This window comes from Pseudomonadota bacterium (assembly GCA_016927275.1).
Classification (GTDB): domain Bacteria; phylum UBA10199; class UBA10199; order 2-02-FULL-44-16; family JAAZCA01; genus JAFGMW01.
The window spans coordinates 1-12367 of the sequence record JAFGMW010000036.1 but is presented as its reverse complement, the minus strand read 5'-3'; the positions used below and the strand labels follow the sequence as shown (position 1 = coordinate 12367).

10 protein-coding genes are annotated in these 12367 nt (G+C 62.7%); 8 read left to right on the top strand and 2 right to left on the bottom strand.

The genetic code is table 11. The annotated features are described in order from the left end of the window. The first annotated feature begins 261 nt into the window (after window positions 1-261). Complete coding sequence (locus JXA24_02480; protein MBN1282624.1) at window positions 262-1305, top strand: DUF4325 domain-containing protein; 1044 nt, start codon at window positions 262-264, stop codon at window positions 1303-1305. 33 nt (window positions 1306-1338) lie between these two features. On the opposite strand, the gene JXA24_02475 is transcribed toward JXA24_02480, so the two are convergent. Beyond that, complete coding sequence (locus JXA24_02475) at window positions 1339-1845, bottom strand: hypothetical protein (GenBank protein ID MBN1282623.1); 507 nt, start codon at window positions 1843-1845, stop codon at window positions 1339-1341. Window positions 1846-2031: 186 nt separating this feature from the next. On the opposite strand from JXA24_02475, the gene JXA24_02470 reads away from it, so the two are divergent. Beyond that, the gene (locus tag JXA24_02470; protein MBN1282622.1) at window positions 2032-3063 is read left to right on the top strand and encodes a hypothetical protein; all 1032 of its coding nucleotides are present in this window, start codon (window positions 2032-2034) and stop codon (window positions 3061-3063) included. Between the two features lie 293 nt (window positions 3064-3356). Here the strand turns inward: JXA24_02470 and JXA24_02465 are convergent, their stop codons facing one another. Further along, the gene (locus tag JXA24_02465; GenBank protein MBN1282621.1) at window positions 3357-3692 is read right to left on the bottom strand and encodes a four helix bundle protein; all 336 of its coding nucleotides are present in this window, start codon (window positions 3690-3692) and stop codon (window positions 3357-3359) included. 86 nt (window positions 3693-3778) lie between these two features. Between JXA24_02465 and JXA24_02460 the strand changes: the two genes are divergently transcribed. The 6 genes from JXA24_02460 (at window position 3779) to JXA24_02435 (ending at window position 12192) form a co-directional block, all read left to right on the top strand. Further along, window positions 3779-4114 carry a four helix bundle protein gene (locus tag JXA24_02460; GenBank protein ID MBN1282620.1) on the top strand — a complete coding sequence of 112 codons (336 nt, stop codon included), beginning with the start codon at window positions 3779-3781 and terminating at the stop codon, window positions 4112-4114. 94 nt (window positions 4115-4208) lie between these two features. Then, the gene (mfd, locus tag JXA24_02455; protein ID MBN1282619.1) at window positions 4209-7718 is read left to right on the top strand and encodes a transcription-repair coupling factor; all 3510 of its coding nucleotides are present in this window, start codon (window positions 4209-4211) and stop codon (window positions 7716-7718) included. A gap of 12 nt (window positions 7719-7730) precedes the next feature. Then, window positions 7731-8654, top strand: a complete 924-nt coding sequence (locus JXA24_02450; protein ID MBN1282618.1) for a peptidyl-prolyl cis-trans isomerase — start codon at window positions 7731-7733, stop codon at window positions 8652-8654. After that, window positions 8644-9603, top strand: a complete 960-nt coding sequence (locus JXA24_02445) for a SurA N-terminal domain-containing protein (protein ID MBN1282617.1) — start codon at window positions 8644-8646, stop codon at window positions 9601-9603. The genes JXA24_02450 and JXA24_02445 overlap by 11 nt, the downstream gene beginning before the upstream one ends. 85 nt (window positions 9604-9688) lie before the next feature. After that, entirely contained in the window at window positions 9689-10681 is a 993-nt protein-coding gene (gene pdxA / locus JXA24_02440; protein MBN1282616.1) for a 4-hydroxythreonine-4-phosphate dehydrogenase PdxA, read from the top strand. A gap of 101 nt (window positions 10682-10782) precedes the next feature. Then, window positions 10783-12192: a phosphoglucomutase/phosphomannomutase family protein gene (locus JXA24_02435; protein ID MBN1282615.1), complete on the top strand. Its 1410-nt coding sequence runs from the start codon at window positions 10783-10785 to the stop codon at window positions 12190-12192. Window positions 12193-12367 lie beyond the last annotated feature (175 nt).

Below are 12367 nucleotides of genomic sequence, written 5' to 3'. Positions count from 1 at the left end.
TCGGGGGCTTTCGTCGGCCGGGTCATATAGGCTGCTGAATCCGGCCTCCCTGCCTGCCGGCAGGCAGGCTCGAGCCACGCTGCGAAGAGCACCCCGACCCGTCACGTCATTCGGCACCCAGCGTCACATTTAATAACGGGCGCCTGGCGTGGAGAGGGACCGCTCCGCCGCTGTGTCTCAAAGGGGGTATGTTGATATGATATAAATTTGTGTTGATAATATGTTGATTTGATATAAAATGTATGTTGATAATAGGTTGATATGGCTACTTTAAAAAATCAACTATTACAATACATTAGAGCCAGGGGTAACTTTAACTCGGCCGAGCTGATGAAGAGATTCAACGTCAGCCGCCAGGCGGTCCACCGCCATCTCCAGGTTTTTTTGAAGGACTCTACCATCATCAGGCAGGGGAGTTCCAGGCGAACAACCTTCTACATAGTCAACACCCCAAGGGCCCGAATTCGGGCCGCGGCAAAGGCAAAGAGTTTCAAGAAGAGGATAAGGGCAAAGGGTTCATCCGAAGACCATGTCCTTGCCGATCTTCAGTCTCAGGAGGGTCTGCTTGCAGGGCTTTCTGAAAGCGCGCTGGAGAATCTGCAGTACTCATTCACAGAGATGCTCAATAATGCCATCGATCACTCGGGGTCGATCTTTATCGACACCGAGGTCCTGACAGACGGCGGAATGTTTTCATTCACAGTGCGCGACATGGGCGTAGGCGTTTTCGCAAACATAATGAATAAGCTTAAACTCGCATCTGAGATGGAGGCGATAGAGGACCTGCTCAAGGGCAAGCAGAGCACCGATCCTGCGCGCCACTCCGGCGAGGGGATATTCTTCACCTCGAAGATCGCGGATCGCTTCGTGCTCGAGAGCCACGCAAAGAGACTCATCGTGGACAACCGCCTGGGCGACATATTTCTCGAGGACATCCGCTTCCTCAAGGGCACGAGGGTGATTTGTGAGATAGACGCAAGTTCGAAGAGGAAATTGGCGGACGTGTTTGCAGAATACACAAGCGAGGAGTTCAAGTTCGACCGCACCAGGGTCACGGTGAAGCTCTTTGAATCCGGGGAATCCTACGTCTCTCGCTCGCAGGCAAAGCGCCTCCTGCACTCGCTGGAGCGCTTCAGGGAGGTCGTGCTGGATTTCTCAGGCGTGGCTAGCGTAGGCCAGGCATTTGCCGATGAGATATTCAGGGTCTTTCATGCGGAGCATCCGGGGATCAGGATCGAGCCGATCAACATGAGCAAAAACGTCGAGTTCATGGTCCGCCGCGCGATCGCCGCCAGGAAGAAATGAAAAAGGCCCCGCGGTCGCGGGGCCGATATCCGATCAACGACGCATCCTGAATTTTAAATCGAACTCGCAGAGCAGCCTCAGCCCCGAGACGAAGGTCGCATCAGCGAACGCCTGGCCTTTCAATGAAATCACCGCGGACAGGAGGCGCTCGTCCTCCGCGGTCAGCCTGGGATCATCGTTTGACTGCCATGGCTCCTTCCCCGTCGTCTCGTATTTCCCGCCGAGGATCGCATGGCGGAACTCCATCTGGCCGTCCGGTATCAAATATCCGTCGGCCTTCATGTAGAGGTCGCCGTCGCCGACCTTGCCGTCGCCGTTGTCCACGACGTAGAAGTTCTCGAGCCTCTCGCACGGTATGGTGTATCTATACGGATCGTAGATGCGGCCCGCGTAGCGCTGACTCTGCTTGAGCGCCTCAAGATCGATCGCGCCCTCTTCGCCCTTGAACTGACCGTACAGATCACCGACAGTCGTGCCAAGCGTCTTCGCCAGTGCGGATATAACCGGCATGTCCTTCGGAATATTGCATATCATCGACATAAAGCCACCTCCCTTTCCGTTACTTGTGATCCATCATTCCATCTGACAGCCATATCCCTTATCGCCCCCCCCCCGCAATAAGTTTCGCAAATAATCGATCACAATGAAAAAACCGTACACAGGCTGTGTACACCTGAAATAAGTTATACGTTGATATCTGTATTAATTCGTGTTATAACGTATAACATGGAAAGGCTCGATATAGCGGTGCGCACCCTCTGCGCAGAGTTCCGCGAGGCGGCGCTGGCGAGGAGCTCGATGGAGCGCGACATGCGGGCCGAGGGCACCTTTGCCCGAAAGCGCGTAAAGGGCGCAACCTACTGGTACGCCCAGCACTATGAGGACGGGGTCGCGAGGCAGGTCTATTTCGGCACATCCAACAAAGAGAACGACGCGAAGGTGGAGGCGGCAAGGAAAAGGGCGCTCGATCGGAAGAAGACGCTGGCCGCGCTCCTCAGGAAGGAGCAGCGGCTCGCGGCCATGCTGCGCCGAGGCGGCCTGCCCTCGCTCGACCGCCGGGAGGCCCAGGTCCTCGTCGCGCTCTCCGACTCAGGGCTCGCCCACAGGCATGGGGTGCTCGTGGGCACGCACGCCTTCGGGGCATACTCCGGCCTTCTGGGCGCCCTCTTCGCAGGCGGCTCGCTTGCCACGAATGACATAGACATCGTGAGCGAGCCGGTCGTCTCGGTGGCGCTTGATAAGCCGGTCGATATCCTGGCAGTCCTCCGAAAGAGCGGGCTGGATTTTCACGAAGTGCCGGCGCTCTCCGCCAAATATCCCTCGTCTTCATTCCTATCCGCTGCAGGGCTCAGGGTCGATCTCCTGACCCCGCTCGCCGGAAGGCCGCGCGGCAACGTGGCCCTGCCCAGGATACTCGGCGCAGGCGCGACCCCTCTCCCCTTTCTCGACTTCCTGATCAGGGACTCGATCGACGCAGTCCTGATAGGCCCGGACAGGGGGATCGCCGTCACGGTGCCCTCGCCCGCGCGATTTGCCGTGCACAAGCTCGCGATCGCCGCGCGCAGGCCCGCGTCCGAGGCCGCCAAAACGTTAAAGGACATCGAGCAGGCCTCCGAGCTCATCGCCGCGCTCGCGGAGGAGCAGCCGGCCGAGCTCGCCACGGCGCTCCGCAGCGCCGCCCGAATCGGGGGCAAGTTCAAGTCATATCTCGACAAAGGAAAAAGGATGCTGCCCGCGGAGGCAGCCGCCCTGCTTTAAAAAGGCCCCGCGGTCGCGGGGCCTTCGTCTCAGCACACAGATTTACTGATCCTTGAGACGTGCAAGGATGGATGCCCCGTCCAGCATAACCCGGAAACAGGCGGTGTACACTTGTTGGGGATCGGGGATCGGTTGTCTGTGGTCTGTGGTCTGTGAACGGCGAGGGCCGGGGAGATGGGTGACGGAAAGGAATAGGAATAAGAGCGATGTAACGGCGATGGAATGCGATGGTGATGCGATGAAACTGCGATGACAGAGCGATGGCGATGCGCTGATGAAGCGATTGAGTTAAGTCATCGCATCAAGCCCCATAACATTTTGGCGATCTCCTCAAGGCGTGATTTGACAGCAAAGGACTCAACTGAGTTGGTCAGGCCGAAGGCGCACGAGAGATCGACACAGGCCGAGACCTCGGCAGCGGAAGCGCGGGCAATCTCGAAAAACCGCCGCCTCTCCTTGTCGCTCCTCCGGGCGTTTCCCTCGGCGATATTCAAGATCACCGAGGCCATGGCCCTCTTCTGCTGATCAATGAGATACGCAAGTCCCTTGGGCCACCTGGCACCCTCCTTGCTTAACTCCTCTGCCAACCCAACTGCCCTGCGGTAGCACTCCAGTTTTTCGTGCAACATAAACACCTCCAAGGTTTGTCTGTTTTTGCTGCCCTCCACCCTGATTGAGAGGGCAGCGAAAACAGACAAAACCAAAAGGAGGCGTCATGAATCACGAAAAACTGGAGTGCTACAGGCAGCTGGCTCATGTGGCAGAGGAAGTTGCAAGGAGGGTGGCCAGGTGGCCCAGGGGCAACGGCTACCTTGCCGATCAACTGTCGAGGGCCCTGGCTTCTGCGGTGCTCAATCTGGCCGAGGGAAACGGAAAAAGAAGATACAAGACCGATCGGCGGCGGTTTTTCGAGATCTCGCTCGGCTCTATCGCCGAGTCCTCGGCCGCCCTTGATCTCGCCTGCGCCTTCGGCCTTCTCCCCAAGCCCGATCGCAACTCCCTCAAATCGCGCCTCAGATTGGCCTACATAAAAATAAGGGCCTTGCCGTAGCAAGGCCCTCTGTTCTCAGTTTTCAGTTCTCTGATTCTGCTTTCTGCTTTTCTGCAGTTGCCTAACCCCCCTTTTTCGCGTACAAGGCCGAAAGATGTCGGTTTCGCTGCAAGAGATCGTCAGGGCCGCCGAAGGGGCGGAAAAGACGATGGATATCGATGGGCTCCACGGCGGATCAAAGGGGCTCGTGGTGGCGAGCCTCGCCCGGAGATTTCCCTCGAGGGCAATAGCCATAATAACCTCCTCGCCCGAGCGCGCGCATGAGCTGATCGACGACTGCGCCGCGTTCATCCATCCCGATGAGAGAAAGAGGCTCAAGCTCTTTCCCGACGGCTCGGCGCTGCCCTACTCCAGGCTCTCGCCGGAGCCGGACGAGTGGGCCGACCGGCTCCACGCGCTCTACGACCTCGCGCACTCCGTGCCGCTGATCGTGGTCGCGCCCGCCGCCGCGGCCATGCGCAGGGTGCCGCCGAAGCACTACATAACCGCCGGCGCCCGCCGCATACGCAAGGAGGAGTCGGCCGATCCGTACGAGATATGCGCCTACCTGGCCCGGTACGGTTACGAGGACGTGGGGCTGGTGGAGGACGAGGGCAGCTTCGCGCGCCGAGGAGGGATCCTCGACCTGTGGCCGCCCACCTCGGACGCGCCGGTGCGCCTGGAGTTCGAGGGGGAGCGCATCGCCTCCATGCGGTTCTTCGACCCTGCGACGCAGCGCTCGAAGGGGGACGCGCACGAGATCCTCGTGATCCCGGTGCGCGACTTCCCGTTCGACGAGCCCTCGCGCGCGAAGGCGGCGCACCGCGTGCGCGAGCGCTCCGACGCGGCCGATCTCGCCTCGCACGAGAGGCGCGCGCTGATCGAGGCGATCCACGAGGGGATCGCGGTCTCCGGCATCGAGACGCTCATGCCCCTCTTCCACGAATCCACCGAGACCCTCTTCGACTACCTGCCGGGTGACGCGATGGTGGCGATCGACGGGCCGCCGGACGTGGAGGCCGCTGCCGTGGAGCACCGCCGCGAAGTGGAGGAGCTCGCGCGCGACACGAAGAGCCCGGAGCGGGTGATCGCGCCCGACGAGATCGTGATGGGCCTCGATGGATTCTCAGATTCGCTCTCCCGCTTCACGGCGTTGCGCTTCAACGCCCTCCGCATGGAGGGCCAGCCCCAAAGTCCCGCCCTCAACGCGGGCACGATCGGCAACGCCGACATAAGGCCCATGATCGAAGGCCACGCGAGGGGCGAGGACATGCTCTCCCCCCTCGCCGCGCGCATAGGCGAGTGGCAGAGGGCAGGCTGGAGGGTGCTTTTGGCCTGCCACACCGACATGCAGGCTCTGCGCCTCAAGGATCTGTTCAGGTGGCACGGCGTGGATCTCGCGGCGCTCGACGCGCCGTTCGAGGCGCTCTCGGAGATGGCGTCGCATGCGGCCAGGCTCATCACAGGGAGGCTCTCAGCCGGTTTCCGCTGGGAGGCGGAGAAACTCGCGATCATCACGGACGCGGAGATATTCGGCACCAAGGCCGTGCGCAGGATAAAGGCCTCGAAGCCCATGGAGCCGTTCACCTCCTTCACCGAGCTCGCGGAGGGGGATTTCCTCGTGCACGAGCATCACGGGATCGGCCGCTACGCGGGGCTCGCACACCTGTCCATCGAGGGCGGCGAGGCGGACTACCTGCTCATCGAATACCTCGGCGGCGACAGGCTCTATCTGCCGGTCTACAAGCTCGGTCTCGTGGGGCGCTACATCGGCTCCGGAGACGCTCCCCCTTCCCTCGACCGGCTCGGCGGCGCGCGCTGGGAGAACATGAGGGCCAAGGTCACGCGCGAGATAAGGCTCATGGCGAAGGAGCTTCTCGCGATCTACGCCGCCCGCGAGGTCTACCCGGGGATCAGGTTCAAGGAGGGCGGAAACGAGTACGAGGAGTTCGCGGCCGCGTTCCCCTACGACGAGACGCCGGACCAGCTGCGCTCGATCGACGACATCATGGCCGACATGGGGCTGGAGCGCCCCATGGACAGGCTCATCTGCGGCGACGTGGGCTACGGCAAGACCGAGGTCGCCATGCGCGCCGCATTCCGAGCCGCGATGCACGGCGCCCAGGTCGCGGTGCTCGTGCCCACCACCGTGCTCGCGCTGCAGCACTACGAGAGCTTCACGAGGCGCTTCGCCGGGACCCCGGTCGCGGTCGAGATGCTCTCGCGGTTCCGCTCCCCGAAGGAGCAGAGGAAGGTGATCGAGGGGATAAAGGACGGCCGCGTCGACATCCTCATCGGCACGCACAGGCTGCTCTCGAAGGACGTCGCGTTCAGGCAGCTCGGGCTCCTCATCATCGACGAGGAGCACCGCTTCGGGGTGCGGCACAAGGAGAGGATAAAGAAGCTGCGCCAGACCGTGGACGTGATCGCCATGACCGCGACGCCGATCCCGCGCACGCTCAACCTCTCCCTCACCGGCATACGCGACATAAGCATAATCAACACCCCGCCGGCCGACCGCCTCTCGATAACGACGCACGTGGCGCCGTTCGACGACGGGATCGTGCGGCAGGCGATCATCCGCGAGATGGCGCGCGGCGGCCAGGTCTTCTTCGTGCACAACCGGGTGGAGACGATCGGCTCCATGAACGAGAGGCTCCGAAAGCTCGTCCCCGAGGCGCGCATCGTGGTGGGGCACGGCCAGCTCCCCGAGCACAGGCTCGAGGAGGTGATGCTCGCGTTCCTCAAGAGGGACGCGGACGTGCTGCTCTGCACCACGATCATCGAGTCGGGGCTCGACATACCCTCCGCCAACACGATCGTGATCAACCGCGCCGACACATTCGGGCTGGCGCAGCTCTACCAGCTGCGCGGCAGGGTCGGCCGCTCGAGCGTGCGCGCGCAGGCGTACCTGCTCACCCCGCCCGACGGCCGGATGACCACGATAGCGAAGAAGCGCCTCACCGTGCTCAAGCGGTTCACCGAGCTTGGCTCTGGATTCCAGATCGCGATGCACGACCTCGAGTTCCGCGGCGCGGGCAACATCCTCGGCAGCGCGCAGTCCGGGCACGTGGCCGCGATCGGCTACGAGATGTACTCGAAGCTCCTCGACCGGGAGGTGAGAAGGCTCACCGGCAAGGCGGTCGAGGACGAGATCGACCCGGAGCTCAACCTCAAGGTCGCGGCCTTTCTGCCCGAAAAATATGTGGCCGATCCCGGGACCAGGATCGACATCTACAAGAGGCTCTCCTCCAGGCAGGACGAGCGGGAGGTCGAGGCCATCGGCGTGGAGCTCGCAGACCGCTTCGGCCCCATGCCCCCCGAGGCGGAGAACCTGCTCGGCATGATGGACTTGAGGATACTGGCGCGCAACTTGCGGATAAAACAGGTGATTTACGACGGCAATCAGCTCTCCTGTCAGCTGGACGCCAGGAGCCCCATCACCACCGAGCAGGTCCTGTCCATGGTGTCCGCCTTCCCGGGAAGGTATCGCGTAGTGCCCCCCGACCGCCTGCTCATCTCTGCAGCGTCGGCCGGCGGCGATTCTCAGCTCATCGCGGCCGCCAAAAACTCCTTGAGTGAGATGGCCTCCTATGTTAGCGAAAACAGTCCCGAAAAAGACTGAAAGAGGAATGCCATGAAACCCAAAAATCCGATGGGGGCGGCCGCAGCGGCCCTCGTCATCGCATCGTGCCTCCTCTGCTGCTCCTCGCAGGGGGACCGGGTCGTGGCCCGGGTCAACGGGGCGAAGATCACCGCCGACGACCTGCGCAGCGAGATGAAGATCGAGAGCACGATCTACGACAGGGACATCCTCACCACGCAGGCGAACCTCGAGGCGTTCCGGCGACGGGCGCTGGATCGGCTGATCCAGGAAGAGGTCATGCTCGTCAGGGCGGAGGGGCTCGGCATAAGGCCCCCGAAGGATATCCCCGAGACAAGGGGTGTGGAGGCCAAGGCCCTCAAGAAGCGCGGCATCGAGCCGGGACGCTGGAGGGAGGCGCAAAAGAGGCGCTCGGTGATCCGCGAGCTGATCGAGAAGGAGGTCGTCGCGCAGATCCCGGTCGAGGAATCGGCGGTCTCCTCCTACTACGCCAAGAACGCGCAGGAGTTCAGAAGCGGAGTGAGCTACCACGCGCAGCAGATACTCGTGGACACGCGCGAGCTGGCCGACGAGATCCGCGGAAAGATCGCAAAGGGAGAGGAGTTCGCCGGGCTCGCGAAGAAGCACTCGCAGAGCCCCGACGGCGCGCGGGGGGGCGACCTCGGCTACTTCGACGCGGCCGCCTACCCCGAGGTGTTCGCGGAGACCTGCTCGACCCTCAAGCCCGGCGAGGTGAGCGGAGTGATCGCCTCCCCTTACGGGTTTCAGATATTCAAGCTGATCGACACCAGGCCGGCCAGGCATCGCTCGCTGGAGGAGGCCTCCGAATCGATACGGCGGCTCATGAGGGAGCAGAGAGCGCCGGAGTTCTACGTCCCGTGGATCGAGAATCTGATGGCGGGCGCCGCAGTCGAGGTCGACGAGGAAGCGCTCAAGGAGGTGCGGCTTGAAGGCTAGAGGCGCCATATTCATCGCCGGGTGCGCGATCGTCATCGCATTCGCCTGTTTCGCCCCGCGCGCGGAGGCTGCGACCCAGGTGCTCAACAGCGTGGTGGCCGTGGTGAACGACGACGTGATAACGCAGCGCCAGCTCGACCAGGCGATGCGCACCGGTGAAAAGAAGAACCCCAGGGCGATCACCGACCCGATCTCCCGCCAGAGGGCCATCGACGAGCTCATAGACGAGAGGCTGATGGGGCAGATCCTGGCCAAATCGCAGATCGCGGTGAGCGAGGACGATCTCGCGCGGGCGATCGCGGGGATCATACACCAGAACGGCATCTCGATCGACGGCCTGCGCAGGGAGGTCGCGTCGAAGGGCATGACCTGGGAGGAGTACCGCAAGGAGGTCGAGGAGCAGATCAAGAGGGTCAAGTTCGTGAACCAGGTCATAGGGCCCCAGGTGAAGATCACGGACCAGGACCTGCGCGACTACTACAGGCAGAACCAGGAGCGCTTCCGCGGGGGCGTGAGGGCCCATATAGCCCAGATATTTCTGCCGTTCGAGAACTTCCAGAGCCAGGCGGACGTGGAGGCGTACAAGGACGGGGCCTTCGACATAGCCGCGCGCGCCAGGCGCGGCGATTTCCGGGAGCTCGCGCGGAAGAACTCGAAGGGCGCCAACGCAGAGGGCGGAGGCGACATGGGGATGGTGGACATAAAGGACCTGCCGGAGGCGGTGGGCGCGCACGTGAAGAACATGGCCCAGGGCGAAGTCTCCCCTCCCATCCCCATCGACAAGGGGCTCGTGATCGTCAAGATGATAGCGCTGCCCGAGCTCTCCGCCTCCGACTTCGAGAAGCTGCGCGACGACATCTACTCCGTCCTCTACGAGCGGAGGGTCCAGGAGACCCTGCGCTCCTATCTGCAGAAGGAGCGCAGCAAGGCGTACATTGAAATCATGTAGGCGTGATTCGTCATCCGTAATCCGTGATCCGTTTTCACCGGGTCACGGGTCACGGGTCACGAGTCACAAGTCACGAGTCACGACGATGAAACAGATCATCGGAATCACGATGGGCGATCCGAAGGGCGTGGGCCCCGAGGTGATCGCGAAGGCCTGGAAGGAGATGGGCGGGCAGGAGCGCGACCATTTCCGCATCTACGGGGACCGAAACGCCCTCGACTCCGCAGCGGAGCTGACGGGCGGGGCCTTCGACCTCAAGCACGTGGTCACCACCTCCAGCACCTCGGAGGAGATGGGGAGGCTCTCAGAGGGGGAGGCGGCGCGCATGGCCCTCTCAGCGATCGACGCGGCGGTCGAGGACGTCTCCGCGGGCCACATCTCGGCGATCGTGACCGCCCCGGTCAACAAGCACAGGTTGCAGGCCATCGTGCCGGGCTTCCTCGGCCACACCGAATACCTCGCGAAGAAGGCGGGCGTGCGCGAGGTGGTGATGATGTTCTTCACGGAGACGATGCCCGAAATCTGCAGGCGGACGAACATGACGAGCAGGTTCTGCGTCTCCCTCGTCACCATGCACCTGCCGATCAAGGACGTGGCGGAGCACATCACCAAGGATCGCGTGCTCACCACAATCAAGCGCACTCACGAGGCGCTCGAGAGGCACTTCGCCTGCCCCGACGCCCGCATCGCCGTCATGGCGCTCAACCCGCACGCCGGCGAGGTCGGCTCCATCGGCCGGGAGGAGGAGCGCGTCATCGAGCCGGCGATAAAGGCTGCGCAGAGGGAGGGAGTCAACTGCGTGGGGCCCCTGCCCGCGGACAGCATGTTCAAGAAGCTCTCGGAGTTCGACTACGACGCCATCGTGGCCATGTACCACGACCAGGGGCTCATACCGGTGAAGCTTTTGTGCCAGGGGCAATGCATCAACATGACGCTGGGACTGCCCTACGTGCGCACGTCGCCCAGCCACGGCACCGCCGAGGACATCGCGTGGCTCGGACAGGCCTCCCACGAGAACATGCTCACAGCGATCAGACGGACGAGGGAACTGGTGGGGTGGAGGATAAACGGTAACTAGTGACTAGTGACTAGTGACTAGCGGTATAGCCCGGAAGACCTTTTCATTACAGCCAGTCACTGGTCACCAGTTACCAGTCACTGCATTAAGGGGGATTCGAGATGACCAAGATCAAATTCGGAACCGACGGATGGCGCGCTGTCGTGGGCGAGGACTTCGTCCCTGAGAACATCGCCAGGGTCATACAGGCGTTCTGCGACGTCTACCCCACGCTCCCTGAGGCGGGAAGGCCCGTGATGATCGGGTACGACCGCCGCAACCGCTCCCCCGAGGCGGCGCGCCAGGTCGCTGAGATCCTCCTCGGCAACGGCATCGAGACAGTGCTCTCCTCCACCTTCTGCCCCACCCCTGCGGTCTCCTGGTACGTGAAGTACAAGGGGTGCGCGGCCGGCGTAATGATCACCGCATCCCACAACCCGGCGAAGTGGAACGGCATCAAGTTCAAGGAGAGCTACGGGGGCGCGGCCTCAGGGGAGTACCTGGCCCCCATCGAGGCGAAGATCACGGCCAACGACGCGGCCGGGAGGAAGCCCAGGACGGCGAAGATCGAGGGCAACCCGAAATTCTCCGAGTTCGACCCCTACGGCGAGTATCTGAGCGCAATAGTGTCGAACTTCGACATCCCGAAGATCAAGGGCTCAGGGATCAAGAAGGTGCTCGTGGACCCGCTCTACGGCTCCGGCACCGGCTACTTCCCGCGCATACTGGGGGACATGGCCAACGAGATCCACGACGCCGCCGACGTCACCTTCGGGGGATTGAACCCCGAGCCGATCCCGCCGCACGCGAACGAGCTCATGGAGCGGGTGCGCTCCGGCGGCTACTCCTGCGGGCTGCTGACCGACGGCGACGCGGACCGCGCGGGCGCGGTGGACGAGCGCGGCAACTTCGTCACCACGCACGAGGTGTTCTCGCTGCTTCTGCTCCACGCGCTCGACAACAAGGGATGGACCGGAAAGGTCATCAAGTCGATCTCCACGACCATGATGCTCAACCGCATCTGCGACAAACACGGCATCGAGCTCGAGACGGTGCCGGTGGGGTTCAAGTACATCAGCCCTGCCATGAAGAAACCCGGCGTGCTCGTGGGAGGCGAGGAGTCGGGCGGCTTCGGATTCCCCCGCCACATACCCGAGCGCGACGGCGTGTTCTCAGACCTCATGCTGCTGGAGATGATCGCGACCACCGGCAAGACCCTCGGCACCCTGGTGGCGGGTCTGCAGAGGGATTTCGGCCCCACGAAATACAGGAGGCTGGACCTGCATCTCACGCAGGCTGAGATCGCGAAGGCCCGCGAGGCGATGAAGACCCTGGACATCAGGGAGTTCGGCGGCCGCCGCTGTCTGAGACACGAGACCATGGACGGCCACCACTTCCTCTTCGATGACGACTCGTGGCTCCTCTTCCGCGCCTCCGGCACAGAGCCGCTCGTGCGCGTCTACGCCGAGGCGCCATCTATGGACGAGGTCGAGCGCATGATCTCCTTCGGCAAGCGCGAACTCGGCCTCTAGATCGTCATTGCGAGGAACGCCTGCCTGCGGCAGGCAGGTCGGCTACGAAGCAATCCCTTGGATCCAGCGGACGGAACGCTTCGGGGCACTCTTCTCGCTATCCCTCCTCGCCTCAGACGCCGGCTCGTCGGGGGCTTTCGTCGGCCGGATCATATAGGCTGCTGAATCCGGCCTC

What these genes read in the sequence shown, in the direction of transcription:
- JXA24_02435 (MBN1282615.1), top strand. Translation starts at nt 10,783, where the DNA reads ATGACCAAGATCAAATTCGGAACCGACGGATGGCGCGCTGTCGTGGGC.
- JXA24_02465 (MBN1282621.1), bottom strand. Translation starts at nt 3,692, where the DNA reads ATGTTGCACGAAAAACTGGAGTGCTACCGCAGGGCAGTTGGGTTGGCA.
- JXA24_02450 (MBN1282618.1), top strand. Translation starts at nt 7,731, where the DNA reads ATGAAACCCAAAAATCCGATGGGGGCGGCCGCAGCGGCCCTCGTCATC.
- JXA24_02475 (MBN1282623.1), bottom strand. Translation starts at nt 1,845, where the DNA reads ATGTCGATGATATGCAATATTCCGAAGGACATGCCGGTTATATCCGCA.
- JXA24_02470 (MBN1282622.1), top strand. Translation starts at nt 2,032, where the DNA reads ATGGAAAGGCTCGATATAGCGGTGCGCACCCTCTGCGCAGAGTTCCGC.
- JXA24_02480 (MBN1282624.1), top strand. Translation starts at nt 262, where the DNA reads ATGGCTACTTTAAAAAATCAACTATTACAATACATTAGAGCCAGGGGT.
- pdxA (MBN1282616.1), top strand. Translation starts at nt 9,689, where the DNA reads ATGAAACAGATCATCGGAATCACGATGGGCGATCCGAAGGGCGTGGGC.
- mfd (MBN1282619.1), top strand. Translation starts at nt 4,209, where the DNA reads ATGTCGGTTTCGCTGCAAGAGATCGTCAGGGCCGCCGAAGGGGCGGAA.
- JXA24_02460 (MBN1282620.1), top strand. Translation starts at nt 3,779, where the DNA reads ATGAATCACGAAAAACTGGAGTGCTACAGGCAGCTGGCTCATGTGGCA.